The 25800-nt window shown below is 71.7% G+C and carries 22 protein-coding genes and 1 pseudogene; 11 read left to right on the top strand and 12 right to left on the bottom strand.

Annotated features, from left to right (window positions below):
- Window positions 1-54 precede the first annotated feature (54 nt).
- From V5P93_RS25385 to V5P93_RS25375, 3 genes are all read right to left on the bottom strand, one after another.
- On the bottom strand, window positions 55-2118 hold the full coding sequence (locus V5P93_RS25385) for an acyltransferase family protein (protein ID WP_245931484.1): 2064 nt from the start codon (window positions 2116-2118) through the stop codon (window positions 55-57).
- A 486-nt stretch (window positions 2119-2604) separates the two neighbouring features.
- The gene (locus V5P93_RS25380; RefSeq protein WP_219824070.1) at window positions 2605-3027 is read right to left on the bottom strand and encodes a DUF6463 family protein; all 423 of its coding nucleotides are present in this window, start codon (window positions 3025-3027) and stop codon (window positions 2605-2607) included.
- Window positions 3012-3587 (bottom strand): DUF2867 domain-containing protein, encoded by a 576-nt coding sequence (locus V5P93_RS25375; protein ID WP_104481113.1) that lies wholly within the window; start codon window positions 3585-3587, stop codon window positions 3012-3014. Before V5P93_RS25375 ends, V5P93_RS25380 begins: the two co-directional genes overlap by 16 nt.
- A gap of 68 nt (window positions 3588-3655) precedes the next feature.
- Between V5P93_RS25375 and V5P93_RS25370 the strand changes: the two genes are divergently transcribed.
- Window positions 3656-4243, top strand: coding sequence for a TetR/AcrR family transcriptional regulator (locus V5P93_RS25370; protein ID WP_219824069.1), 588 nt, complete (start codon window positions 3656-3658; stop codon window positions 4241-4243).
- Between the two features lie 7 nt (window positions 4244-4250).
- Here V5P93_RS25370 and V5P93_RS25365 read toward each other — a convergent pair whose 3' ends face one another.
- Window positions 4251-5075: a DUF72 domain-containing protein gene (locus V5P93_RS25365; protein WP_104481006.1), complete on the bottom strand. Its 825-nt coding sequence runs from the start codon at window positions 5073-5075 to the stop codon at window positions 4251-4253.
- Window positions 5076-5095: 20 nt separating this feature from the next.
- On the opposite strand from V5P93_RS25365, the pseudogene V5P93_RS25360 reads away from it, so the two are divergent.
- From V5P93_RS25360 to V5P93_RS25350, 3 genes and pseudogenes are all read left to right on the top strand, one after another.
- Window positions 5096-5353: pseudogene (locus tag V5P93_RS25360) on the top strand (winged helix-turn-helix domain-containing protein); the annotation flags it as partial.
- A 503-nt stretch (window positions 5354-5856) separates the two neighbouring features.
- Window positions 5857-6201: a hypothetical protein gene (locus tag V5P93_RS25355; RefSeq protein WP_104481005.1), complete on the top strand. Its 345-nt coding sequence runs from the start codon at window positions 5857-5859 to the stop codon at window positions 6199-6201.
- Complete coding sequence (locus V5P93_RS25350; RefSeq protein WP_104481004.1) at window positions 6188-7822, top strand: M48 family metalloprotease; 1635 nt, start codon at window positions 6188-6190, stop codon at window positions 7820-7822. The genes V5P93_RS25355 and V5P93_RS25350 overlap by 14 nt, the downstream gene beginning before the upstream one ends.
- Window positions 7823-7956: 134 nt before the next feature.
- Here the strand turns inward: V5P93_RS25350 and V5P93_RS25345 are convergent, their stop codons facing one another.
- Window positions 7957-8364 carry a hypothetical protein gene (locus V5P93_RS25345; RefSeq protein ID WP_104481003.1) on the bottom strand — a complete coding sequence of 136 codons (408 nt, stop codon included), beginning with the start codon at window positions 8362-8364 and terminating at the stop codon, window positions 7957-7959.
- A gap of 215 nt (window positions 8365-8579) precedes the next feature.
- Complete coding sequence (locus tag V5P93_RS25340; protein ID WP_146108184.1) at window positions 8580-8792, bottom strand: hypothetical protein; 213 nt, start codon at window positions 8790-8792, stop codon at window positions 8580-8582.
- A gap of 659 nt (window positions 8793-9451) precedes the next feature.
- On the opposite strand from V5P93_RS25340, the gene V5P93_RS25335 reads away from it, so the two are divergent.
- From V5P93_RS25335 to V5P93_RS25320, 4 genes are all read left to right on the top strand, one after another.
- A complete protein-coding gene (locus tag V5P93_RS25335; RefSeq protein ID WP_181043668.1) occupies window positions 9452-10459 on the top strand; it encodes a hypothetical protein in 1008 nt (335 codons plus the stop codon).
- Between the two features lie 105 nt (window positions 10460-10564).
- Window positions 10565-10936, top strand: a complete 372-nt coding sequence (locus tag V5P93_RS25330; RefSeq protein ID WP_104481000.1) for a hypothetical protein — start codon at window positions 10565-10567, stop codon at window positions 10934-10936.
- Between the two features lie 136 nt (window positions 10937-11072).
- Entirely contained in the window at window positions 11073-13106 is a 2034-nt protein-coding gene (locus tag V5P93_RS25325; RefSeq protein WP_104480999.1) for a hypothetical protein, read from the top strand.
- A 28-nt stretch (window positions 13107-13134) separates the two neighbouring features.
- Window positions 13135-14784: an ABC transporter substrate-binding protein gene (locus tag V5P93_RS25320; RefSeq protein WP_146108182.1), complete on the top strand. Its 1650-nt coding sequence runs from the start codon at window positions 13135-13137 to the stop codon at window positions 14782-14784.
- Between the two features lie 953 nt (window positions 14785-15737).
- Here V5P93_RS25320 and V5P93_RS25315 read toward each other — a convergent pair.
- Window positions 15738-16403: an ABC transporter ATP-binding protein gene (locus tag V5P93_RS25315; RefSeq protein ID WP_104480997.1), complete on the bottom strand. Its 666-nt coding sequence runs from the start codon at window positions 16401-16403 to the stop codon at window positions 15738-15740.
- Window positions 16400-17476: an FtsX-like permease family protein gene (locus V5P93_RS25310; protein ID WP_104481112.1), complete on the bottom strand. Its 1077-nt coding sequence runs from the start codon at window positions 17474-17476 to the stop codon at window positions 16400-16402. The genes V5P93_RS25315 and V5P93_RS25310 overlap by 4 nt, the downstream gene beginning before the upstream one ends.
- Window positions 17477-17647: 171 nt before the next feature.
- Between V5P93_RS25310 and V5P93_RS25305 the strand changes: the two genes are divergently transcribed.
- Window positions 17648-18865, top strand: a complete 1218-nt coding sequence (locus V5P93_RS25305) for a sensor histidine kinase (RefSeq protein ID WP_104480996.1) — start codon at window positions 17648-17650, stop codon at window positions 18863-18865.
- Window positions 18862-19491 carry a response regulator transcription factor gene (locus V5P93_RS25300; RefSeq protein WP_104480995.1) on the top strand — a complete coding sequence of 210 codons (630 nt, stop codon included), beginning with the start codon at window positions 18862-18864 and terminating at the stop codon, window positions 19489-19491. Before V5P93_RS25305 ends, V5P93_RS25300 begins: the two co-directional genes overlap by 4 nt.
- An 84-nt stretch (window positions 19492-19575) precedes the next feature.
- On the opposite strand, the gene V5P93_RS25295 is transcribed toward V5P93_RS25300, so the two are convergent.
- Together V5P93_RS25295 and V5P93_RS25290 are read right to left on the bottom strand one after the other, a co-directional pair.
- Window positions 19576-19950 carry a LysR substrate-binding domain-containing protein gene (locus tag V5P93_RS25295; RefSeq protein ID WP_245931483.1) on the bottom strand — a complete coding sequence of 125 codons (375 nt, stop codon included), beginning with the start codon at window positions 19948-19950 and terminating at the stop codon, window positions 19576-19578.
- Window positions 19917-20201: a hypothetical protein gene (locus V5P93_RS25290; RefSeq protein ID WP_181043666.1), complete on the bottom strand. Its 285-nt coding sequence runs from the start codon at window positions 20199-20201 to the stop codon at window positions 19917-19919. Before V5P93_RS25290 ends, V5P93_RS25295 begins: the two co-directional genes overlap by 34 nt.
- 53 nt (window positions 20202-20254) lie before the next feature.
- Between V5P93_RS25290 and V5P93_RS25285 the strand changes: the two genes are divergently transcribed.
- Window positions 20255-20512 (top strand): hypothetical protein, encoded by a 258-nt coding sequence (locus V5P93_RS25285; protein ID WP_146108181.1) that lies wholly within the window; start codon window positions 20255-20257, stop codon window positions 20510-20512.
- Window positions 20513-20579: 67 nt separating this feature from the next.
- On the opposite strand, the gene V5P93_RS25280 is transcribed toward V5P93_RS25285, so the two are convergent.
- Both V5P93_RS25280 and V5P93_RS25275 read right to left on the bottom strand, forming a co-directional pair.
- A complete protein-coding gene (locus V5P93_RS25280) occupies window positions 20580-21329 on the bottom strand; it encodes a hypothetical protein (protein WP_146108180.1) in 750 nt (249 codons plus the stop codon).
- Entirely contained in the window at window positions 21326-25762 is a 4437-nt protein-coding gene (locus V5P93_RS25275; protein WP_104480991.1) for a hypothetical protein, read from the bottom strand. Before V5P93_RS25275 ends, V5P93_RS25280 begins: the two co-directional genes overlap by 4 nt.
- Between the last annotated feature and the right edge of the window lie 38 nt (window positions 25763-25800).

The raw sequence follows: 25800 nt of genomic DNA, 5'->3' as shown, positions 1-25800 counted from the left end.
CAGCGAACCCCGCGGGCGGTGGTCCAGGACGCGGGGGAGTGCGAGCTCGACGCGCTAGTCGGTCGAGAGGCCCAGTCTCGCCGCGACCACCGGGCTGAGCGACCGCCCGAACGGCAGGCTGATGTGGTTCGCGTCGTAGTACACGGGGACGCCGCCGATGACCGCGTAGCACTTGGTGGGGTCGCAGAAGCTGTCGGTCGTGTCGATGAGCGAGACGTCCGGGTCGGGGGTTGTTCGGGCTACCTCGGTGAGGGGGTCGGCGGGTTGGGCGTCGGCGCGGTCGACCGCGCAGGTGAGCGGGTCGCGCGGGTTGAGGGCGACGCAGTCCGGCGCGCGGACCGCGCCGTTGAGCGGGGGGTCCGCCAGCACGTGGACCTTCGCGCCGAAGCCGGTCCACTCGCGCCAGAAGGGGGCCGTGCCCTCGCGGTAGTAGTCCACCTGGGAGAGGTTCCGCTTGTCGTGGGCCAGTTGCCTGCGGGCGTAGAACGACACGAACACCCGCTCGGGCCGGTCCGCGCGGATCAGCCCGTTGATGTCGTCGACCCACTGCATGCAGCCCTCGGCGAACCGACGGTCGTCGCCGCCCTCGAAGCCGACGTACGGGATCTTGGCGAACGGGCAGCCGCCCAACCGCCCCAGCATGAGCTTCCACTTCTGCGCGCGGGCGATGGGCAGCAGGGCGCCCAGCCACTGCTCGGCGTGCGAGTCGCCGACCAGCCACACGACGGTCGGATCCGGTGTGGGGCCGCTGAAGTCGCACACGGCGGTGGTCGCGGTCTCCCCGTCGGTCGGGAGGATCCTCTTGTAGTCGCAGACACCCAGCCCCGCGCGCCACGGGGCGTCGTCCACACCGATCGGCAGCCGGGCCGGGCCGTACGGGTTCTCGCACCCCGCCGCCATCGCCGCCGCGCCCGCGCAGTGCGTCGGCTCCACCCGCCGCTCCTCGGACGCCTGCGTGACGTGCCGGTCGTACGTCCACACCAGCAGGCCAGCCACCAGGGCGACCGCGGCCATCCCGGCGACCATGGCGGCGAAGTTGGCCCCCGTCCGCAGTTTCGCGCCCAGCGCGATGCCCCGGTCCTCGACGAGGACCTTGGACAGCCAGGCCAGCACGATCGCGACCACCAGGATCCCCACCTGGTGGAAGCCGCGCAGCGCGCCCTTGTCCAGCGTGTCCGCCAGGGCGAAGGGCGCGAGGACGACGAGCGGCCAGTGCCACAGGTACAGCGAGTAGCTGATGCCGCCGAGGAACTGGACCGGCGCGGACGCGCTCAACGCGGTGTGCCACTGGCGTTCGCCGCCGTTGCCCGCGAGGATCACCAGCCCCGTCCCGACGGTCGGCAGCAGGGCCGCGTACCCGGGGAACGGCGTCGAGTGGTCGAACAGCGCCGCCGCCCCGCAGATCATCGCCAGTCCGGCGAACGCGGCGAGGCCCGCCGTGACCCGGGGGAGGACGAGCCGGGTGCCGCCGAGCGCGATGAGCGCGCCGAGGGCGAACTCCCACACCCGGGTCGGCGTGACGAAGTACGCCTGGCTCTTCGACACCTCCGTGAAGAACACGCAGAAGGCCAGCGACGCCAACCCGATCGCGGTGATCCCGACGACCTGGGCCCGGCGCCGCCGGACCTTGAACAGCAGCAGGAGCAGCAGCGGCCAGCACAGGTAGAACTGCTCCTCGACCGACAGCGACCAGTAGTGCTGCGCCAGGCTGGCCACGGCGGTGAACGCGGAGTAGTCGACCGAGTTGACCGCCAGCAGCCAGTTCTCCACGTACAGGGCGCTGGCCAGCGCCTCGTGCGCGTTGGTCTTCCACCGCAGGTAGGGCAGGAGGAAGTACGCCGCGATGAGGCTGACCACGAGCACCAGGAGCGCGGCGGGCAGCAGTCGACGCACGCGCCGGGCGTAGAAGCGCCCCAGCCGAACCCGCCCGGTGCGCAGGATCTCCCGGTCGAGGTGGGAGGTGATCAGGAACCCGGAGATCACGAAGAACACGTCGACGCCGACGTACCCACCGGTCAACGCAGAGGGCCGCAGGTGGTTGACGACCACCACCATGACCGCGACCGCCCGCAGCGCCTGGATGTCGGTCCGAAAACCGCGTTCCCTCGGTACACCCACCGCAGCGGACCTGACCGCGGCTTCCGGGCCCTGGTGTGTCTCCGCTCCCATTGGTTCCCCATGTCAAGTCTTGCCGGTGGGGGGCACAGCCTAAGGGAACGCGCGGCGAACGGAATTCCGACCCGCCCAACAAAATGATCACAGGACGAGCCACCCATCATCGGTCACCCATATGACGGAGCGCAACCACGCGGAAGAGTAATGGCGCCTGGCGTTGGGTGTATCGACTGGCACCCAAAGTGACGAAAGCCTGCTGCGGCGCCCCGATCGTGAGAGTTCGCCGTCCCATCATCGGCCCCGGACCAGCCGTTACGTCGAGCCGGAACCCCAGCGCCGCCGATAGGTCACATCATTGACCGACCACACCGGTCGAGCACCGGAATCGGCACACCCGCAAACACCCGACCGCCGTCATCGGGAGGTCGACCGGCCACATCGATTTTCGCTGGCGACGCCCCAATTCTCGGCACCACGGACCTTTGGGGATCACCGGGAACGCGGCCGCCCACCTTTGGGGGTCACCAGGAAACCCGCCACCGAGATGACGAAGAACGGTGACGGTCCCAGCAGAATCCCCGCGACCAGACCCCACCCGGTCAACACCCACCCGACCACCGCGGGCACCCGCGCGCCGATCCGCCCCAGGTGCCAGATCAGTCCGCCGAGCAAGACCAGCGGCACCGCGAACCCGCCCGGTCCGGACCAGAAGGTCGCCGTCTCCGCCCCGCCCCCGCCCCCGCCCGGGAACGGCACCACCGACCACAGCCCGTCCCGCACCCACCCGCGCACGCTGGGCCACGCCAGGACCGGCACCAGCGCCGCGTGCCCGATCCCGAGCGCCACGAGGATCCCGCCCGCGACCGCGTACCGACCGGCCGCGGTCCGGCCCGCCTTCACCTGCTCAGCCACGCGCGCTCCCACTGCCGGGTCATCGCCGGGTACACCACGAGGTACCGGAACGGCGCGATGGCGGTCATGTAGGCGCGGCCCCACCACCCGTTGGGCTTGACCAGCACCGCCATCCGCAGCTCGTACTCGCCGTCCGGCCGCCGGACCCAGCCGAGGTGCATCACCGTGTGCACGGTCTTGTTCGCCAGTTCCCGCGCGCACTCGTTGTCGAGCTCGTACACCGCCTTCAGCGGCATCGACGCGCGGTCCTGCCCGCGCGGGGCGTCCCGCAGGTCGCCGGGCATCCGGTCCCGCAGCGAGGTGACCCGGCCGCCGACGCCGTGCGACTCCCGGTCCCAGCCGAACACCGCCCCGAGCTTCCAGCGCGCCTTGAACAGCAGCCGCACCAGCGGCGGTCCGTCGAAATCCAGAGCGCGCAACGCCGCCAGCATCGTCGGGAAGTCGTCGGGACCGGCGCCGGGCGTGCGGAACGCCCAGGTGTCCTCGACGCGGAAGTCGGCGGTCATCTCGTGGATCCGCCACGGCTGCGCCACGTGGTCGGCTGTGTCGAGTCGGGTCATCGCCCCCACTTTCTATGTTGACCAACACAGAAGATGCTATCCAGCAGACGAACGGTAGGATGGCCGTTGTGACCCGAAGCACCCGACGCGCCGAGACGACCAGGGAGAGCCGCAGGCTGCTGCTCGAAGCCGCCACCGCGCTGTTCGCCGAGCGCGGCTACCGGCGGACGACCTTCGAGGACATCGCCGCGCGGTCCGGTGTCAGCCGGGGGTCGATCCCGTGGCACTTCGGCAGCAAGGAGGGCCTCTTGGCGGCGGTGGTGGACGACATCGTCGTGCACCTCGCGGCCGTGGCGGGATCCCTCGACCCCGGCACGGTCGACCAGGTGCTGGACACCCTCACGGCGTTCACCCGGGCACCGTCGACCGGCCTGTTCGCCAAGCTCATGGTCGAGGCGGACGACCCGGAGTCGCCCTTGCGCGAGACGTACGCCGGCCTGCACGACGCGCTCCGCGTCCAGGTCCGCGCGTGGGTCGCCCGCCTCCCGCTCCCCGAAGGCGTCGCCGCCGAGGAACTGGGCACCGTGCTCCTGGGTGCCGTGATCGGCATCCACCAGCAGTGGCGCGTCGCCCCCGGGGCCGTGGACCTCGACCGCACCTACGCGACGTTCGCGGCTTTGCTGCGGTCCGCGGGCATCACCGCGCCCGCGGACTAGACACCGCTCAGAACAGGGTCGCGGGTTCCAGCGGCTCGGGCTCGGGCAACGGGTCGAGGTCGGGCACGAGCGCGCGCACGTCGTCGTGGAACCGGCGGGCGAGGGCGGGTGCCTCGTCGTTGTCGGGGGTGTGCAGGAAGACGGTCGGCGACCGGCCCTCGCGCAGCCACTCGGCGACCACCTCGGTCCACGGCCGCCACCCCTCGACGGTCTCCTCGACCGAGTCCCGGCCCAGGTACCGGACGACCGGCCGGTCGGTCAGCGCCCGCGTCCGCCGCGGCAGTCGGGGTTTCTTGGCCCAGGCGTCCTCTTCGGCCGCGCTGGTCGGCGGCCGTTGGAAGAAGACCGTGGTGTCGAAGGGAACCCACTCGGCGTCCGCGTGGGCGAGCGCGGCCTCCAGCGTCGACGTCGAACCCGCGTCGGTGAAGAACCCGGGATGGCGGACCTCCACGGCCCGCCGGCGGGCGGCGGGGAGCCTGCGCAGGAAGCGGCCGAGGGTGTCGACGTCCGAGGGCCCGAACGACCCGGGCAACTGGGTCCACAGCACCGCCCGCTCGCCCAGGGGTTCGATCGCGTCCAGGAACGCCCGCATCTCGACCTCGACCCCGACCAACCGGCGCTCGTGCGTGACGACCTTGGGCAGCTTGACCACGAACCGAAACCCGGGATCGGTCTGCCGCGCCCAAGCCACGACGGTCTCCCGCGCGGGCGTCGCGTAGAAGGTCGTGTTGCCCTCGACCGCGTTGCACCAACCGGCATAGGCGCGCAGCCGCTCCTTGGCGGGCAACGACGGCGGCAGGAACCGGCCCGGCCACGTCTTGTGGGTCCACATCGCGCACCCGACGTGCAGACGTGCCACTCCGTCCTCAACTCCCCTCGATCGCGGGTGACGATAACCTGATCAACCCATCGCGCCCGCGCCGGCCGGTACCCGGGCGTTCGATCAAGCTCACCGACCCGCGCACCCCGCGGGCGTACGCGCACCCGCTGCGCACGCGGCTCATCGGGCCGCTGCGCGGCGACGGGCCGATGACCGCCACCCAGGCCGCGGCCCGGCTCGGCGACACCGTGCCCAACTGCTCGTTCCACCTCCGGCAGCTCGCCAAGTACGGCTTCGCCGAACCGTGCCCCCGGGGCCGACGCCCGGGAACGGCCCTGGCGGGCCACCGCGCGGAGCACGTCCTGGGACGACGACTCCGACGACGTGGCCCCGCGGGCTCAGTCCACATCGCCGCAACCCCAACGACAATGCTCGCCGCAACCACCGCACTCGCCCGCACCGTCAACTACGGCATCCGACCAATCGGCGCCCTCATCGGCGGAACCCCGGGCGCCGCCACCGGCGTCCGCCCCGCGCTCTGGATCGCCACCCTCGGCGCCCCTTGGGTCGTCTTTCTCCCGTTCGCACCATGCGAACGCTGCCCGAGGGATGACGTACGCCCGGCTCGCCGGACCGCGCGGTCGCTTTCGCCGCGACCGCCCGGTGTGCCGCCTCCCGACCGCCGCCGGGTCTCGATCGACCCGACCGGAACGCGCCGCGTCCGCCCGCGGTGTCGCCGTGACGCGGAAAACCGACGCCATAAGCACGTTCTCGGCTCTGGCAGGATGGTGCCATGGAGAGTTCGCACCTCAGCCGCCTGGCCCAGATGGACACGGACGGTCTCTTGGAGCTGTTGGCGAGCCAGGTCAGTCCGCAGGTCACCCCCGGTGAGCCGGAACGGCGTCGCAAGTTCGCCGAGGTGTGGTTCGAGAACCGCAAACGTCAGATCCGCGGTGTCCTCTGCGCGGACGGCAAGAGCAAACTCGCCGGGCTGGACGACGCCGGGGACAAGTCGGCGTTGGTCGGGGCGGTCGCCGACCTGTTGGCCGCGCACTTCTCCGGTCCGGTCGTCTTCACCATCGCCGCCCTGTCGGTGCGCGTGGGGCTGACCCGACTGTGCGCGGGTGGCGATGAGTGAGGCCGAGGAGCTCTACTCGGCTCTCAAGGAGGGTCTGGAACCCCCGGGCACCGTCGGCGGCGACGAGGTGGCCGCGCGCGAACTCGGCAGGCGGGTCGAGGCGAATCTGCTGTCCAAGGTCTGGTCGTCGGCCGAGTGGGGCCTGCCCGAGGGCGCGCGGGACATCACCTTCACGTTCGAGGAGCCGGTCGCGCAGTCGATGCAACAGGGCCTCTGGGACAGTGTCCTCGAGTTCATCGAGGCGGCCGATGTCGAGCCGCTCACCGAGCGGACCATCGTCCGCACGCTGGACCTGCGCTCCGCCGACGCGTTCGCGACCTCGGCCGGGGACGAGCACCTGATCGTGGTCAACAGCACGTTCCACGACGTCGTCTACAACTTCGCGAAGCTCGCCGCGATCGGCTCCGACCCGCGGCCCGCCGACGGCGTGGCCGACCCCACGTGGCGGCGGGGGCCGTCCGGCGCCCGGTACGACGTCATCGGCAGGCTCCTGCGGCTCATGCTCGGCCTCCTGCGCTGGAACGGCGAGTTCACCCTCGCCGTCCGCGTGAGCTGCCCGCTGGACCTGACGAGGGCGGCGGCTCAGCTGACCGAGTTCATCCAGGCGTCCGTCCTGGCGCACGAGGCCGGGCACATCGCGCTGGGCCACCTGCGGACGAGCACCCGCGGCCTCCACGTCGGCGGGCACGAGGCGCCGTTGGTGGACCTGGACCACACCCTCGAATACGCCGCCGACGTCTACGGGGTGACGGTGCTGGCGAGACTGGTGGCCGACCGGTTCGCGGGCACCGGGCGGGCGGTCGACGACGCGCTCGGCGAGGTGCTCTACTGCCAGCTGCTCCTGCTGGACCTCTACCAGGACGCCTTTTTCGTGGTCCCGGCGGCCAGCCACCCGACGCCCGTCGAACGCCTGGCCCACCTCGGTGACCACCTCCCGGCCTGGACCCTGGGGATCGATCCGCAGGACTTCGACCCTCGGCGGGCGAACTTCGTCATCCCGGTCATCGCGGCGGCCGAGTGCCGGGACGCCCGGTCCGGTGCGGACGACCCGTTCGAGGTGTTCATGGCGGATGTGCTGGCGGCGCCGTACTTCACCCTCACCCCGCAGTACGCCAGTCGGGACGGCCTTGAGATCCTCATGGGGATCGACCACGCGGAGAACCTGCTCGGCGCCCCCCGGCTCGACCTCCTCACGACGATCGCCGAGCGGTTCCTGGGCGCCCCGCCGCTCACCGCGGTGCCCGGTGACCTCGTCGGGAGGCTGCGGGCGGTCCTGACCCCGGAGGCGGCGACGGTGGACACCGTGACCGACGTCCCCGGGTTCGTGGACGCTCTCATCGCGGGCGAGGTCGGCGCGGCGCTGGTGATGAGCGGTGCGGAGCCTTTCGCGTCCATTCGGGACAAGTGCTGGTCGCCCGCGCCGGGCACCCCCTTCCACCGGTGGTGCGCGCCGTTCTCCGCCATCGGTGACTTCGAGCTGAGGATGGCGCTCGTCGCGTTGTCGTTCCATGTCGCGAGGGCGGGGGAGACCCGGGTCTGGGTCCTCGGCGGCGGCGCCCAGCACGAGCTGGGATCGTGGGTGACCGAACGGATCGCCCTCCGGGGAACCGGGCGGGCCTGACTCGGTCTACTGCCGACTCGTCCACAAGGGACACCCGATCCGGGTCGTCGAGGACCGCGTCGCGGGCCGGCAACCAGGCGCCGTGCCTGGCGGCTTCCACAGCGTACCGGAGAAAGCCTTGGAGCCCGCGTAAACTAACCGCCAGGGCATTCGTTATCGCCACCGCTGTGTTCCTGGCAGACCGGCCAGTCGCTCGTGGGCTCCGGCGGCGGGTGGTGACGGGCGTTGAGCGTCCTTTCGTACCCGACAACGGACACGCTCAGGAACAAGGCGATCCCGAAGACAACCGCGGGCACCTTCCGCCGGGTGACCGCGGCCAACAGCACACCCACCAACGGAAGCGCGACAGCGACGATCTCGGTCCACATCACCATCGAGTCGCGTCGGGCGACCTCGGCCGCACTGGCCATCCCGGTGAACGGCATGGCGAACACCGCCCGCAAGAACAGCAGCGGGACACCGAACAGCCAGGCGAAGAACAGCAACACCCACACCAACGGCAGCCAGTCGAAACGCTGCTCCGGCCGTGTCTCAGCGGTCACCCCACCAGGATGACCGCTCCCGCGCCCCGGCGTCGGGAGTCGGCGGCGAGGTAGGCCGATCGTTATCCGGGACCAACCGCGATCCGCTTCACCACCAACCAGTCTTCACACCGGTTGAGCTCGCTTCGGTGTCGTCACTGTCGAGAGAACCCCTGCTCTGCCTACCTCCGCGGCAGCCGCGCGACCCGACCACGGACGCCTGGTGACCTCCGGAGTCACCAGGATTCATCGCCTTGCAGGACGATGGTCACGTCATCGGGCTCCCTGGAGCCGTCTCCGAAGACCTCGACCTCGTTCTCGACATTGGGGACCGGGATGATCAGGCGTACCGTTTCGTCGGGGTCCGCGATAACAAGGGAAGCAGCGGGTAGCGTGAGCCGGTCGGAGTACATGAGCACCTTGCCCTCCGGCCGGTAGGGCCCCTGCACGCACCGCACCGTCGCGAGACCGCAGGCGGCTTGACGGACCAGGACGTGCAATGAGTCGCGTCCGCCGTGCACTGCTTGGGTTCCAGGGTTTCAGTCGTCGTGGGTGTCCGAGCTGCCTGGGGCGCGCGCGATGACGAGACCGTGTGCGAACTCCGCGGTGCAGGCAGCGAAAAGTCTCATGAGTCCACCTATGTGCGAGCGGGTATGGCGGGACGGATGGTATCCGTCGCGATCACCGGACTCCTCCGCTCGCGCCAACACATCTCAGGCGAACGCGGTTCAAGGCGGTTTGGCAGGCGTTTGCTCCCGGGACGCCCCGACTGATTGCACCTGTCCGTTGCGCCGAACGTTGGAGCATCGCGTAAAACGGCGCCGTTGGGTGTAACCCCGGCGCGTATCCCCGTGGCGAGCCCCGCGGTGTCGTCCGAACCGCGGGTGTCGGCCTACCTCCGGGAAGGGATATTGCGATGAGTCGCAGAGCGAGAGTGGGGCGCTTCACCGTTTCCGCGGTCATCCTGGCCGTTGGTTGTCTCCTCGCGAGCACAACCTCCTCCGCCACCGCCACCGCCACCGCCACCGCCGCCGGTTCGGCGGTGAAATGGCACCCAGGGCACTACATCACGAGCGACTGGTGGCACAACGCCGGTACTCCGGCGAGCATGGCGAGCAGCGAGTTGCAGGTGGTCAACACCTCGCCGAACCTGAGGGGCTGGAAGGGCAACTACTACTGGGCCGCGCTCGAGACCGGCAAAGGGGTGTACGACTTCTCGGTCATCGACGCGGAGTTGGCGCGGCTCAACCAGGGGAACCCGGTGCCCCGCAAGAAGCTCATCATCGGGCTCTCCTCCAGCGGCTTCCTGCGCACGCACGACCAGGACCCCGGCGGCTTCCTCAACGCCGTGCTCCCGAGCTACCTGACCACCGACACCACCTACGGTTCCGCCCCGAAAGCAGGCACCAACGGCTGGTGGTACGGCGGCAGCGGGTTCGCCATCACCGCCGCCGTCTGGCGCCAGGCGGTGACCGACCGCGTCATCGCACTGCTCCAGGCACTGGGCGCGCGCTACAACAGCAACCCCGACGTCGAGGGCGTCGTGTTGACCGAAACCGCTTCCCAGGTGGGCGAAGGCGGCGGCTACAACGACAACACCCTGCTGAGCCAACTGGAACGCACCCTGACCGCCGCCACGGCCGCGTTCCCCAACACCAACGTCGTCATCGAGAACAACTTCCTGGGCAACCAGCCCAACACCAGCGCGCTGGTCCTGTTCCAGAACTCGCACCGGGTCGCGGAGAGCGGGCCGGACCTGTTGGGCAAGACGGCGGCCGACAAGACCTCGCCGCCCAAGGAACTGACCTGGGGACAGCAGTGCGTCACGGGCTACCCCGGGACGGGGTGCGCCAACCTGACCGGCAGCATCGCCGTGATCCAGAACGTCGACGAACCCGAGCTGCTCGGCACCCAGTTCCAGGGCGCGGGCGCGCCCTTCACCCCGCTCGACATCTACCACAACGGCGAGGACTACCTGCACGCCAGCCACCTCATGTGGACCTACCTGGTCGGCAGGCCGACGAACAACTGGCCCACCATCGCCGCGATGGTCGACACCCACCCCATCCGCTACACGGCATGCCCCACGAGCTACCCCGGGTGCGACACCCGGTGAGCGGCACTCGTCTCCCGCCAGGCGAAACCCGGTCGGCGTCGGCCAACCGGCCGAATTCCGTTCGGCTGCCCCGGCTCGGGCGGGCGAGCTGGGACGATCTTCGCCGTGACGAAGAAGATGTGGTTGCTCTCGGGTGCTGTCGTCGTCGTGCTCGCCGCGGTCGTGACCCTCGTTCTCGTGCTCACCAGAGCACCGGACACCAGTACGCCGAAGGGCGCGGCCGAGGCGATCGTCGAAGCGTTCGGCGACAAGGACAAGCAGGCGCTCGCCGCCGTTTCGTGTCCCGGCGCCGCGCACCCGCTGGAGTTGCCCGCGCCGTCCCCGATGGTGGGCGCCGACCTGGGTGACGTGCGGCTGGCGAGCCCCGACGAGGCGGTCGCGGACGTCACCATCAGGTTCACCGACTCGTCGCGGCAGACCCAGATGGGGCTGGCCAGGGAGAACGACAGGTGGTGCCTCACCTGGTTCGGTCCATGACCACGAACCGCCGCGCCCGCCCCGTGCCGCGGCGCGGGGCGGGCGCGATCGCCGGCGGCTGACACGATCGAGTGACGTAACATGTACGGCCACGCGGTCGACGTACAGGCATCGTCGATCGCGAGGAGGAGCGCGCATGGCCGCGACCGGCCCGGCCTCGGGCGCCCGGCTCTTCCTGGGGAACATGCTGTGGCGCGAACGGGACGCGGACCAGCCGGAACCGGTGGTGGCGCTCCTCGGCCCGCGAGGCGCGGGCAAGAGCACGGTGCTCACCGCGGTCTCGCGCGAATGCGGCGGCACGGTCGTGCACGCCACGCTGGACTTCGCCGAACGGGACCTGGCCGACCCGATCGCCGCGGCGGCGTTCGCGGCCTTCCTGTTGATGCGGGACTGGACGAACCTGCGGGTGCGACCGACGTTCCACCGGCTCGGCCTGGCCCTGCTCGCGCTCAACGAGCCGCTCGACCACGACCGCCGCGTCGCCGAGGAGCAGATCCAGGCGCGGATCACCGAGTACGCCAAGCGAACCCGGGTGGGCCGGGCGACCGGCGGTGTGCCGGACCTGCTGTTCAACGCCGCCCAGGTGGCCGCCGCCGTCGGCGGCATCGCGGACACGCGGACCACCGAGGTGCTCAACCAGCAGAGCAAACCGGTCATCGGCGCCCTGCTGCGCGGACTGTCCGGTCTCTCGCTGCGCAAGGCGAAACGCTGGCACAGCGCGCTGCCCGAGGCCGAGGCGGCGGGCGCGGTGGACTGGTTGGTCCGGTTGAGCACCCGCGACCGGGGGCAGGCCCTGGTCCACGTGGTGAAGGCCCTGCTGGCCGACATCGACGCCTTCGACCGGCAGCACCCCGCCGCCCGGGGCAAGTGCGACTGCCGGGCCCCGCGGGCGCTGCGCGACCGGCACGACCACGCCTGGGTCCTGCTGGTCGACCACCCGCGCACCGAGGTGGCCGCGCAGTTCCTCGCCGCGCTGGTCAGGGCCCGGCGGGAGCGCGTGGACGACGGTCAGGACGGGAAGCCCGGCCGCGACCCGCTGCTCGTCGTGTCCGCCGCGGACCGGTGGGACACCTCGTGGACCGGCTGGTGCGAACCCTGGCACAGCGGCCCGGCCGCGTTGGGGCGACCGACCATCCCGACGTGGTCGCGGGCGACCCGCGGGGACTGGCTCGCGCACGTCGCCCGTGTGGACGAGCCGAGCTGGTACCCGGTCTGGCTGGACACACCGGTCGACGACCGCCTGCTGGGCCCCATCGCCGCGAGCTGGGACGGCGACGAGACGCGCGCGCTGGTGTCCAGGTTGGCGGCGGGCCACCCGCGGGCCGAGTCGGACATCCGGGCCCGGGTCGCCGAGTTGCCCGACGGCCGCGGCGGCGCGCCGGTCTCGGTGCTGACGGCCCCGGTCGACGGCGACGCGCCGTTGTGGGAGAAGGTCTTGCGCGCCTGCCGACCGGAGAACCTGGTGCCACCGGTTCGTCCCTGGCCGTCCGTCCCGGCCGCGGTGGCGCTCGCGGTGCGCCTCGACGGACGCGCCGACGCGGAAGACCTGGATCCCGCCCTGTTCCCGATCGCCGCCCAGACGCTGCGCGGTCTGCGGCACAACCTGTGGATCAGCACGTTCTCGGCTCCGCCGTCGCCGCTGTGGGGGATCGGCCAGGAGCAGGCACCACGTCCGGCGGCCATGCACCCGTGGCTGGCGCGCTGCCTGCTCGCCGGTCTGTCCCAAGAGGACCCCGCCTTGTGGGACAAGCTGTTCGCGGACGTGCTCGGCGCCAGGGACGACCGCGAACCCGGTGACCTGCTGTACCACGACCTCGCCCTGGGCCGGTTCGACGACGTCGTGGCGAGCCTGGTCGACCGGTTCGACAAGATCGACCACGGGTCGTGGGTCCGGCTGCTCGACGCCGCCACGGGCGCGCCGTGCAGGCTGCCCGAGACCGAGGCCCTCGCCGACTCGTACCGGCGGCTGGTCCCCGAGTACGTGGCCGACCGCGGCCCGACCGAGGTCGCGGTGGCGGACCTGACCGCGCTGCTCTGGCTACTGCGCGACCCGCGCACCGCGGTCGACGAACGCTGGTACGCCCGCGTACGCGCCGACTTCCGCCGGTTGGGCAACAACTCGGCGCGTGCCGACACCGACGCGCTGGAGGAAGCGGCCCGCCGGTTCTGAGCCCGACCCCTACTCGTGGAGGAGCACCGTGTCCCCAGTCGATGTCGCGCCCTGGAACCGTCGACACCCGGTGCTGACCGGTGTCGCGGTGGTGGTCATCATCGCGTCGGTGGTGGTCGGGGTGGTGTTCCTGGTGCGCTCGCTCAGTTGCGGTGACGGGATGGTCGGCGGTGACAAGACCGATGCCTGCGTCGGCGTGAACCTGTCCGGCGACCGGTTCAGCGACGACCAGCCAGAACGGTTGACCGGCCTGGTGAACCGCGTCCAGGCGAACAACGACGCGGTGACCGGCGACAACTACGTGTCCATCGTCCTGATGCTGAACATGTCGCCGGTGGCCGGTGTGGACACCGCCACCGTCGACGACGTCTACCGCAACGTCGAGGGCGCGCTCACCGCCGTGTGGCGCGCCAACCACATGTCGACCTTCAGCCAGACCCTGCCGGGCGACACCGACCCGGTACCCGCGATCAAGCTGCTGCTGGCCAACACCGGCAGCGAGAACGCGGACTGGGAGGCCACGGTGGACCAGATCGCCAAAGCCAAGGAGGACAACCACATCACGGCCGTCACCGGGCTGAGCCAGAGCACCACGCCGACCCGGCAGGCCGTCGCGAAGCTGATCACCGGCACCGGCATCCCGGTGATCGGCGCGTCGGTCACCGGGGACCGGATGAACCTCGACGTGCGCGACGAGAGCCGCTACCTCGACGGCTTCTACCGGATCGCGCCGACGAACACCGGGACCGTCGTGGCCGCCACCTCCTACATCGCCAACCAGCTGCGCATCGACTTCAAGGACGTGGCCATCGTCGAGGACAACACGGCGGACGACGACTACATCGCGACGCTCATCAAGGCCGCGCACAGCCGGATGCCCGGCGCCACGCCCTACCCATTCACCTCGCCCGCCGCGTCCGACCCGGTCCAGCGGCGGGACGACAGCCTCAAGGGCCAGTTCGGCTACATGGACACGCTCCTGTGCAAGCAACCACCGCGGCTGGTGTACTTCGCGGGTCGCGGCGCGGACATCGGCACCTTCGTGACCAGCTGGGCCCACTCCGGCACCTGCGCGAACAAACCGCTGCACCTGCTGACCGGCGACGACGCCCTGGAGGCGACCGTCGACCACCGCGTGCTCGAAGCGGTGGCCACCGGCCAGGTCAAGGTCCAGTACACCGCCCTGGCCAGCCCGGACAAGTGGGGCTCCTGCCCCGACGGCGACACCACACCACGACCGGACCGGAAAGCGAGCGACGAACGCAAGGTCTACGCCGATTTCGAGGCGGCGTTCACCGGCAAGGCCAACTGCGACGCCGACAAGCCGGTCCCGGCCGACGGCGCCGCCCCTCTGGACTTCCCGGTCGACGACCTGGCGACCGGCCAGTCGATGATCGCCCACGACGCCGTCGCCCTGGCCGTCCTCGCCGCCCGCCGCGCGGGCAAGGGCGTCCTCGCCGACCCCTTCTCCTCCCAACGCGGCATCCTCCAACAGGTCCGCTGCGCGAACGGCCTGATCCCAGGCGCGTCCGGCCCGATCCGCTTCGGAAAGGACTCCCACGGCGACCCGGTGGGCGTGGTCCTCCCCATCATGGACATCGGCAAATCCGGCAAGGCCACCACCGTCTTCACGGGCCTACCCACCACAGACGACCCGAACGCGGGCAAAGACTGCTGACCCACCACGGTGTTCCGCCGACCGCCGCCTGCCCACGGGGTCCGCGCGTCCGGCCATCAGGCCGGGACGGGGTCGGCGATCCCGTCCGGCAGGGCCACGCCCAAGGACGTCGGGGTGCGCGGCACCGCGTCGCGGTCGCGGCGCGTGGCGGTCAGGCCCGCCTGGCGCGGCACGGAGGCGTGCCTGCCTGCGGCCGCCGAGCCGGACGTCCCCCTCCGGACCTCCGGGGACCTCCAGCACGGTTGCCCGCCAGTGCGGCCCGGGGTGCGGGGTGCTCAGCTGCCATTGGACACTGAACGCGGTCCCGGTGTGGGGGACTCCTCCCCGCGATCGGGTCAGCCGTCCCGGCGGGACAGCGCGCGGGCGGCCGAGGCGAGCGCCAACCCGGCCCAGGAGACGAGGACGACGGTGGCGGCACCGGGGGACAGCCCGGCGTCGGCGGGCAGGCCGACCAGGCTCAGCCCGGCCTCGTGCGGCAGGAACCGCCGCCGCGCCCGCCGTCGCCGCGGCGGGCCACCGCCAGCGCGTGACCATCGAGCAGGCGACGACGGCGACCGGGAGCACCCCGACCCACGCCCAGCCGCCCGCCGTCGTCAGCCCCGGTAACCAGAACGCCATGACCACGGCCAGCGCGGCGGCGCCGTCCACGACCACCGACAGGTACCCGGACGACCTCGGTTGCCCGTTGTCCACCGCGTCCTTCACCGGTCCACTGGACCACGCGCGATCAACCGGTCGCGAAGGGTCACCGCGGTGCAGGCGTGCCGTCGTCCACATCGGACAGTTCCTGGGCGCCTTTGCCGTACCGCTTGCCCACGCCGCGCAGTCGCGCTCGGCCCCCCGTCGCGGGCAGACCGGTACGGCTCCCACGCCGTACCGTGGCCCGCCGGTCACCGGAATCCGCGCCGGGATGGCTTGGTCCGACGCCCGTTTCCGTGAGTGGTTGCGGGAACTCAGCGCAGGCGGCCGTCGTGGACTTCGACGGTCCGGTCGGCGGCGGTGAGGTGGGTGGGGTCGTGGGTGACCAGGACCGTGGCGGTGGCCCGCTGGTGGGTGAGGCGGGTGATGAGGTCGATGATCGCGGCTCCGCGTTCGCGGTCGAGGGCGCTGGTCGGTTCGTCGACCAAGAGGACGGTGGGGTCGTTCATCAGGGCACGGGCGATGTTGACGCGTTGGCGCTGACCGCCGGAGAGCTGGTGCGGGCGCCGCCCGGCTTGGGGGGTGAGGTCGACGGCGTCGAGCAGTGCCAGGGCGCGGTCGCGGGCCTCGGCGGGGGAGCGGCCGTCGATCCGGGCCATGACCTGGAGCTGTTCCGCGGCGGTCAGGGCGGGCAGCAGGTTGGGTTGTTGGAAGACGATGCCGATCTCGCGGCGGCGCAGGTCGGCGAGTTCGCCTCGAGTCATGCCGGTGGTCGGTGTGCCGTCGATGGCGACGGTGCCGTGGTCGGGGGTCACGAGGGTGGCGGCGACGGCGAGCAGACTGGATTTGCCGGAGCCGGAAGGGCCGACCACGGCGGTCAGGCAGCCTCGGGGGACCTCCAGGGTGACCCGGTCGAGCGCGGTGAGGCGGGAGTCGCCGTCGGGGTAGGTGAGGGTGACATCGGTCAGGCTGAGGCTCATCGGGCGCTCCCCAGGGCGGTCAGCGGGTCGACGGACGTGACGCGGCGGATGGCGAGCGCGGCGCCCAACGCGCCGAGCAGGATCATCACGGCGGCCGGGGCGAGCACGGTGGTGGGCGTGAGGACGAACGGGATCGCCGAGCCCGCGAGCGCGGCGCCCAGGGCGGCGGCGAGTCCGGTCCCGATCAGGGTCCCGCCGGTGAGCAGGACGACGGCCTGACCCAGGGCATCCTTGAGCAACCCGGCCGTGGTGGCCCCCAGGGCTTTGAGGACGGCGATGTCACCGCTGCGCTGGATGGTCCAGACGGTGAAGAAGGCGCCGACGACGAGTGCGGAGATGGCGAACAGGAAGCCGCGCATCAGTTGCAGGGAGCCGTTCTCGGCTGTGTAAGAGCCGATCGCGGACAGCGAGTCGTCCTTGGTGACCGTCCTGGTGCCGATGGCCTGATCGGTGGTGGCGTCGAAGGTGGTGGTGGACAACGCGATTACGGTCGCGATAGGACTGTCGCTAGTGGAGTGCGCGGTCGCGCGCCAGACGTCGAGGGTGGTCCAGATGACCGGGGTGTGGCTGAAGGAGGCCTCGCCTGCCACGGCGGCCACGGTCAGCTGTCGCCCGGCCAGGGTGACGCTGTCTCCCGCTCGGACGTCCAGTTCGTCGGCGGCCGTGGTGGACAGCACCACGGTGTGCTCGGTGAGGTCGCCGCTGTCCGGGGCGAGGGCGGACCCGGCCCGGACGCCGAAGGCCGAGACCCCGGCGCTCCGATCACCCGCGGTCGCCTTGGTGGTGGTGATGCCCAGCGGTTCGGCGCTGGTGACCCCCGGTGTGGCGGCCCACCGCCGCCACTGCGCCTCGGTGACGGTCGAGTCGGCGTACGACGGGCCCCGGTCCCCGCCGGGCGCGGCGAAGGCGATCCGGTCGGCGGGCAGGCCGGTGATGGCGGAGGTGTTCTGCCTGCCGAGCCCGGCGGTCAGCCCGGACAGCAGACCGACCAGCAGGGTGATCAGCACGATGACGGCGCCCATCACGGCGAAGCGCCCCTTGGCGAATCTCAGGTCTCTCCAGGCGACGAACACGGCCTCGATCACTCCTATCCGGAGGGTGCGGGGGACGTCTCCACGATCACCGCCCGCACCCCTGCGGGGCATCCGACCGGGGATGGCACTTCACGAGCCGGAAGGCGGCGCGCCGGTTCCACCTTTCGATAGAGGCGACGCCCGGCCCGCGCTGCGTAGCCTGGACGCACTGTGAACGCCGCCGCTCCCGCCCTGACACCGACCAACCGGGTGCTGACCTGGTGCCTGCACCTGCTGCTCATCGCCCTGCTCGTGCTGGCCGCGGCGCGGTCGGTGGCCGGGGGACAGGCCCGGGCCGGAGCGGTCGTCGCGGTGGCGGTGCTGTGCGGGGCGGTGTACGCGGCCGGACCGCTGCTGCCGCGCGTCCGCGCGTCCCGGCGGGTCGCCGCGGGGTGGCTGGGCGCCGTCGGCGCCGTGTGGCTGGTCCTGGTGGTGTTGACCGCCGACGGGGTATGGGTCGCCTTCCCGCTGTACTTCCTCCAACTCCACCTGCTGCCACGCCGAGCGGGCCTGGCCGCGGTGACCGCCACCGCGCTGGCCGCGATCGCCGCCTTCGCCGCCCACCAGGGGTCCTTCAGCCCGGTCGCCGCCATCGGCCCCGCGCTCGGCGCGGCCGTCGCGGTCGCGGTGGTGTGGGGCTACCAGGCCCTGTACCGGGAGAGCGAGCGGCGCAGGCACCTGATCGAGGAACTCACCGCCACCCGTGCCGACCTGGCCGAGGCCCAGCACACGGCCGGGGTGCTGGCCGAGCGGGAACGCCTGGCCCGCGAGATCCACGACACCCTCGCCCAGGGGCTGTCCAGCATCCTGCTGCTGCTGCGCGCCGCCGAGCGGTCCCTGCCCGACACCCCCGGCACCGCGGCCCGCCACGTGGACCAGGCCCGCCAAGCCGCCGCGGACAACCTCGCCGAGGCCCGCCGCTTCGTCGCCGCCCTCACCCCGCCCGCCCTCGACGACACCACGCCGGCGGGCGCGTTGGAACGCCTGTGCGCCACCACCGCCACCCGCCACCGGATCACCGCGCGCTTCCACCTCACCGGCGACCCGGTGCCGCTGCCGACCGCCCACGAGGTCGCCCTGCTGCGCATCGCCCAGGCCGCCCTCGCCAACACCGTCCGCCACGCGGGCGCCACCACCGTCGAGGTCACCCTGAGCCACCTCGGCGACGAGGTCGCGCTCGACGTCGTCGACGACGGAACCGGCTTCGACCCCGCGACGCTGCCCGCGCCCGATCCCGGCGAAGGCGGGTTCGGACTGGCCGCCATGCGCAGCCGCGCCCGGGCACTGGGCGGCTCCCTCACCATCGAGTCGGCCCCCGGCCACGGCACCGCGCTGGCCGCCCGACTCCCGCTGCCGCCCACCGCCACCCGACCCGAGGCCCGCCCGTGACCGACATCCGCCTGCTGCTGGCCGACGACCACCCCGTGGTGCGCGCGGGCCTGCGCGCCGTGCTGGAGACCGAACCCGGGCTCGTCGTGGTCGCCGAGGCCGCCACCGCCGAGGCCGCCGTGGCCCGGGCCGCCCGGGGCGACATCGACGTCGTCCTGATGGACCTGCGGTTCGGCGCCGGGATGACCGGGGCAGAGGCCACCGCGGCGATCACCGCGCGCCCGGGCGCGCCCCGCGTCCTGATCGTCACCACCTACGACACCGACGCCGACACCCTGCCCGCCATCGAGGCGGGCGCCACCGGCTACCTCCTCAAGGACGCGCACCCCGAGGACCTCGCGGCCGCCGTGCGCACCGCCGCCGCGGGACGGACCACCCTCGCGCCCACCGTCGCCGACCGGCTCCTCGACCGGATGCGGACGCCCGACACCGCGTTGACCCGACGGGAGGTCGAGGTCCTCGCCCTGGTCGCCGACGGCCTGTCCAACCGGGCGATCGCCGCGCGCCTGCACCTCACCGAAGGCACCGTGAAATCCCACTTGGCGCGCTGCTACACCAAACTCGGCGTCGACTCCCGCACCGCCGCCGTGGCCACCGCGACGGACCTCGGCTTCATCCGCCGATAAGCCCCGACGGCCGTCGTCCGCGTGGATCCGCCGCACGACGGCCTGACGGCGTAGCGGCCGGAGTCCCGCAACGCCAAGGGTTCCTCAGGCGCGCGTGGAGTTCCTGAGTTCCTCGACAGCCGGCAGGTGGGACAACCACGTGGCGAACCGGTCGACCCACTCCTCGATCGCGTCACCGGCGAAGTGCGTCCGCTCCCAGGCCCCGTACAGGGTCAGCGGGACCTGCGCGCCGTCGACGGTCACCTTGGCCGCGTGCAGGCCCGCGATCGGCGTGTCGGTCAGCACCGCCGCGCCGCGGCCGGACACCGCGTGCGCCTGGGCCAGCACCGTCGAGCGCAGCACGATCGGGTCGGTGACGCGCGCGCCCGCGCGGGCGACGGCCTTGTCGAAGGCGGTGCGCGCCGAGAACGTCCGGTCCATCAGGATCAACGGGTGGTGGACCAGCTCCCGGACCTCCACGACGTCCCGCCCGTCGAGCTCGTGCCCCGGGGCACCTGCACCGTGAGCCCGATGTCGCACAGCTTCCTCGACGCCAGTCCGCTGGGCGGCGCGATCGTGGCGACGGCGAGGTCGGCGGCCTCGTCGCGCAGCGTGTCGTACACCTCCGACGGGTGGCACTCGATGATGTCGACCAGGGGGAGGCGCGCCCCGTGCCGGGCGGTGAAGGGGCCTATCGCCCTGGTCGAGCTCGGCGCCTGGGCGACGACCACCAACCGCAGCTGTTCGAGGCTCGCCCGGTCCCTGGACCGACTCCGCCGCGGTCGTGGACGCGCGCATCATGGCCTTCACCGGCAACGGGACCGGCGGCCAGAGCACGAGCAGGCAGAACAACCCGGACGGCGTCTACCAGGGCACCTGGTCGGACCTCGGCGCGGTGCAGATCGGCCAACCCGCGACCGGCGTCGACCGAAAGGGCTGCGTGTACTCCTTCGCGATGACCGACGCGGGCACCCTGACCGTCCGCGACCAAGCCACGTGCACCGGCGACGCGCCGCTGAGCCGCTCCCGAGACATCGAGTAGCAGCTCCGCCCACCCTCGCGCGGGCTCTCGGACACCGAGGTGTTCGACAGCCCGCGCGCGGCGGTCGTCAGCCCGCGCCGTAGCCGGCGAACGAGTTGACCCAGCGGACCTCGCCGGTCGAGATGATCGTGATCTGCCGACGACCGTCCAGTCCGACGAACGGGCAGTCCTCCGCGCCCTCCCGCAGGGTGAGCGACTCGTCGCCGGGTTCGAGCCACAGCACCTTGCCCGACCGGAGCCACGGCGCGAGGTCGAAGTCGTACTGCGACACCCTCGGCCGGTCCTGGGCCCAACCCCAGCCGCCGCCCTGCCTGCGCACCGGGTACGTGTTCTCACCCCAGAGGTTCACCAGCGTGACGCCTTCGGGCTTGGGGCCGAAGTAGCTGATCGCCCACCCGGTGTGCGCGCCGATGCGCACCTCGGCGATCACGGCCCGCACGCCCGGGTTGTCGAGGATCCGGGGCACCACGAACGGCACGTCCGGCCCTGGGACGACCGCGAACGGCGGGTGCTCCGGTTTGCCCGCCAGCCGTACCGCGCCGGTCATCGCCAGCCAGCCGGGGGGCATCTCCTCCGGTGTGCGGCGGATCGACGTCAGGTAGTCCCAAAACCGCCCGTCGAAGCCGACCACGTCGATCGGCCAGCGCACCGGTTCGCCGCTGTCCGGGCACCGCGCCACGCCGACGTCGGGCAGCAGGGCCCGGTACCGGCGGTTGACGTCGGTGACGAGGTTGGGGTCCGGCGAGGTCTCGCCGCGCAACCGCCAGCTCAGTTCCACCACCCGCGCCCGCACGGCGGCGGGGTCCTTCGACCTCACTGGTCCGCCCTCCCCGCGGGTGGCACCCACGCGCGCTGGTCTGTCCACAGTGGAGTCTCCGCCGCCACGAACCGCATGGGCTGACCGGGTGTGAACCGCACCAGGCCCTCACCGCCTCCCCGCTGGTGCTGTCGCACGAGCCTGTCGCGCATCTCCCGCTCGTGGGGGTCGTCCGGGTCCCAGTGCACGACGGCCCCGTGCATCACGCCGAACCTGCGGCTCGCCATGTCCTGGATGATGAGATTGTACTCGTCCAGCGGGATCTCGGTCCCGTCCGGCCGCCGGATGTCGTAGAGGTCGTGGTCGCCCGCGATGGGGTGGCGGACCTTGTGCTCGTCGTAGCCGTGGACGACGTAGCCGATCACCTCGAACCGGCCGGGGCCCTCGGGGTTGCGCGCGAGTTTCCGCATCTTCCCCACGTATTCGTGGTGCTCCGCGACCCGCATGCGGTAGCGGTTCCGACCCGCTTCGATGTCCTTCTTCCCGAGGTTCCTGCGCTTCGGTAGGGGAACCGCGTTGAGGAAGAAGCCGACCAGGCCCTTCTTCTCCGGCTCGACGCTGAGGAACGTGTCGGCGTAGTTGATGGTCTTGGCCTTGATGTCCACCGGTTTGTACCAGGCGCCGCGCGTGAGGTGGCGGATCGAGTCCGGGTTGGTGGGCCGCACCTCGATGATCAGGTTGTGCTGGTCGGCGTAGCGCTGGAACTTCAGGCTGTTCTTGACCAGGACCCCGTAGTCCGCTTGCGCCTTCTTCCGGCTCAACGGCGAGTTCTCCGCGCGGCTCGTCTTCGACGGGTTGATGGTGGCCACGAAGTGGATCACGTAGTGGTCGCCCGCCAGTCGTTCCACGACAAGGGACAGCGCGGTCAACCCGTGGCGGCGTTGGACAGCGGGCAGGCGGGCCCTGATCTCGTCGACCGGCATACCGGTCGCGACCAGGGCTCCGGCGTCGCGGAGCGCGGCGTCCAGGCGGTTCAGGTCGTGGTCGTCCGCGGCGCCGGATTGGTTGACCACGCGGCCCGCCAACCGGGCGAACACGGCGTCGAGGTCGGCGCGGATCTGCTCCAGGAGTCGTTGCCCCAGCGCCAGTTCGCGGCCCTTGTCCTGGACGAACGGCACCGACTCCCGGTCGATCACCGCGTCGATCCAGTGGTTGACGGCAAGGCGGGCCTGCGCGGCGCTGACGGCGAGGTGCCGCGCCAGCAGATCGGCGTCGGCCCGGTGCTCGTAGTACCGGGCCACGGTGACGGCGACGGCGTTGATGGCCAGCAACGCGTCGCGCGAGGCGTTGCCGTAGGTCGTGGAATGGGCGTCCGAACCACTCGCCTGCCGCGGCTTGCGCACGACCAGTTCCGGGATCGCCGCGGCCTTGGCGCGAGCCAACGCGAGACCGTCGACCAGGATCCGCGCCGCGGGCGAGCGGTTCAGGTCGAGCGACCGGACGGCGACCGCCGACCCCGTGTGCGCTTGTCCGAGCTGTTTCCCTAAGGCCAAGGCGAAGATGTGGTCACCGCGCTTCGGTCCGGCGACAAGTGCGTCGGTCTTCTCGTTCTTCTTCGGGTTGACCTCGGCATCGACGGCCCACACCCGGCCCGTGTCGACCAGGTCGACCCGACGGGCCCGGAACTTCCGGCGGACGGCCGCCAACCGGCCGGTCACCTCCTCCGGACCGACGGGCTTGCGGGCGTAGCGCGCCATGACCCGCCGAGCAGCCGCCATGACCTTGTCGAGCCGGTCCGCCCGGTCCTTCTCCTCGCGGCGCGCGGTATCCGCGTCCGGCCGCTTCTCGTCCGGCTGCTTGTCGTCCGGCTGCTTGTCGTCCGGCCGCTTCCGATCCGGACGCCGTCCGGCCACGGGCCTGCGCGTGCCTCCAGGCTCGCGCCTGCCCTTCGGCCGCCGTGTGTCCAGCGCGGCCTTCAGCTTGGCCCACAGCTTCTTGACCAGGTCGACGATCTTGTCGATCACCCAGTCCACCGCCCGGTTGACCGGCGCCGCCAGCTTCTGGAAGATCTGCCGGACCTTGCCCGCGATGCCGCCGATGCCGAGGATCGCCGCCAGCGCCCCGATCAGCACCGGGATCGACCTGGCCAGCGCGCGTTCGACGAGCGCGGGCACGCCGCCGGTGCCGCCCCGCGCGATCGCGATCACCGCGTCGAGCACGGCGTTGACGAACTCGATGAGCCGGCGGCCCTGGGTGACGATGAACCGGATGATGTCGACGATCAGCTTGCAGGCGCGCAGGAACGCCGACGCGGGGTTGAGCAGCGAGACGATCCAGGTGATCCCGGCGATGATGATCGTCGGCAGCAGGTAGGACACCAGGTCCTTGACGAGGGTCTCCTTCAGGTCCCCGACCCGGGCCTTCAGCTCGGACCACATGCCCGCCACGCCGCGTTTCCTGGTCTCCACCACCAGCGGGACCGCGGTCTCCGCGGCCGCGACCGCCTGCTCGGGCACCCGCCGGGTGAGCCGCGACCGGATGTTGGGCCAGGACAGGCCCAGCAGCCCGGCGATCATCACGAGGATGCCGACCACGTCGAACGTCGCGGGCAACTGGAGCCCGACGCCCCCGGCGGTTCCGAGCAACCAGGCCAGGACGCCCTGCCGCAGGTGTAGCCCGGCGTTGCGCAGGAACAACTTCAGGCCGCCGCCGACCCCGGTGACCAGGTTGCCCAGGAAGCCGATCGGGTCACCGAGGATCGCGCCGATCGCCGTCGCCGCCTTGCGCAGCACACCGAGCAGCAGCCGCTTCATCTCCATGATGGCGTCGATGACGCCCTTGATCGCGTCCTTGGCCTTGTCGACCGCGCCCTTGTTCTCCTCCTTCTGCTCCGCGATCTCCTGGTCGACCGCCCGCACCGCGTCGGTGTACTTGGTGGCGAGGGCGTCGACCAGTTCGGTGCCCTTGTCGTCCACGGATCGGGTGAGCTCGTCGAACTTGTCCGCGAACTCGGACACCGCCTCGCGGCCGATGGCCCGCAGGTCCTCGGGGAGCTTCTCGACCGCGGCGCGCAGTTCCGCGCGACCGTCGGCGATGCGCCGCTTCGCCCGGGCCAGTTCCCGGGCGATGGTGTCGGCGATGTTCGAGACGACACCGCGCATGCGGCGGACGTAGTTGGCGCGGGCCTCCTCCAGGAAGGCGTTGACCTCGTCCGGCAGACCGACCAGCCAGTCCTTGAACCACTTGAGCCGGTTGATGCCGGAGTACCGGCGGTCCTTGTAGTCCGCCAGCTTGCGCTTGTGCTCCGCGGTGAACGCGTCCCGCGCGGCCTTCTCCTCGCGGGTGAACTGCTCGTCCACCAGCCGGTCCAGGCCGCTGAGGATGCCTTCGACGTCGGCCTTCATCTTGTCGAAGACCTTCTGCAACAGCGCCGTGACCTCGGCGCGCTTCTCCTCGTCACGGGTCTTGGCGCCCGTCTTGCCCGTGCCGACCAGCTGCCCGGTGCGCACCCGCGCCCCGGCCATGGCGCCCATCGAGGCCGCGCCGAGTTGTCGGGCCTGCGCGGTGGTGCGCCGCAGCTGGGCGGCCTCGTGTCGGCGGAGTTGCTCGGGGGCGGTATCGGAGTGCTGTTCGGCCGCCTTCTTGCTGGAGAGGGCGTTGGCGAAGGTCGGCTCGTTCGACTTCTTCAGCTGGGTCTCGGTGACCTGCGCGTCGGCCATCTGCCGGTCGACCGCGGCCGGGCCCGCCGACATGTCCGTGGCCGCGAGCGGCAGTGTGTCCGGCGCCGCCTGCTTCGGGTCGGGGGTGCCGGGCCTGCCCGGTGGCCGGTCGGCCGCCATGGGCACGACCTGCTTCGGCACGGCGGCGGAGGTGTCGGGCGGGGCCGCCGTGGTGGTGGCGATCTGCTCTGCGGACTCCGCCTTGCCTTCCCCGACCCGACCCCGAACCTCGGTGTTGATCTCGGCGGGCTTCTCGGAGTCGGGGAACTTCTCGGCTTCCTTGAGGTTCTTCGGGGCCCGGTCGGCGACGGCCTTCGCCACCGCCTCGATGAACGCGGCCTTGTCGAACCCCTTGGGCTCGGCCTCGTTCATCTTCTCGGCATTGGCCGCCTTGCCCTGCGCCACCGCGTCATCCTTCGGCGGCACGGCCGCGTCCTGCGCGGAAACGGCCTCCTCGCGCGGCGGAGGGTGCGATGTCGCGACGGTTCGCTTCTTCTGCGCGACATCCCGCTTCAACACGGCGAACTTCGGGTCTCCCGCCGGACCTCGTCGCAAACCGTCCGCCACCGCGGCGTTGCCGACCTTGTCCTGCAACTCCCTCGCCGCCGGGTCGCCCCCCGGCCCCCGTCCACCCGCCCGCGCGGCGGCCACCACGGCCGCGTTCGACCGCGGGACCGGCGTCGACGGCCTGCGCTGGATCACCCGCTCCCGCACCGGTGCGGGAGCCTGGGGCGTCGTCGCGGGTCGCTTCGCGCGGTCGAGCGGCGGCGGCATGCGGGCTGGGCACCTCCGGTGCGGATGTGATCGGGCCC

This window comes from Actinokineospora auranticolor (assembly GCF_041897805.1).
GTDB classification, from domain to species: Bacteria; Actinomycetota; Actinomycetes; order Mycobacteriales; family Pseudonocardiaceae; genus Actinokineospora; species Actinokineospora auranticolor.
The sequence above is the reverse complement of the archived record's forward strand: the minus strand, read 5'-3'. Positions and strand labels throughout refer to the sequence as shown.

Excerpts from the sequence above, each read along its gene's own strand:
- V5P93_RS25375 (WP_104481113.1), bottom strand. The coding sequence starts at position 3,587 with ATGACCCGACTCGACACAGCCGACCACGTGGCGCAGCCGTGGCGGATC.
- V5P93_RS25365 (WP_104481006.1), bottom strand. The coding sequence starts at position 5,075 with ATGTGGACCCACAAGACGTGGCCGGGCCGGTTCCTGCCGCCGTCGTTG.
- V5P93_RS25355 (WP_104481005.1), top strand. The coding sequence starts at position 5,857 with ATGGAGAGTTCGCACCTCAGCCGCCTGGCCCAGATGGACACGGACGGT.
- V5P93_RS25335 (WP_181043668.1), top strand. The coding sequence starts at position 9,452 with ATGGCGAGCAGCGAGTTGCAGGTGGTCAACACCTCGCCGAACCTGAGG.
- V5P93_RS25325 (WP_104480999.1), top strand. The coding sequence starts at position 11,073 with ATGGCCGCGACCGGCCCGGCCTCGGGCGCCCGGCTCTTCCTGGGGAAC.
- V5P93_RS25315 (WP_104480997.1), bottom strand. The coding sequence starts at position 16,403 with ATGAGCCTCAGCCTGACCGATGTCACCCTCACCTACCCCGACGGCGAC.
- V5P93_RS25275 (WP_104480991.1), bottom strand. The coding sequence starts at position 25,762 with ATGCCGCCGCCGCTCGACCGCGCGAAGCGACCCGCGACGACGCCCCAG.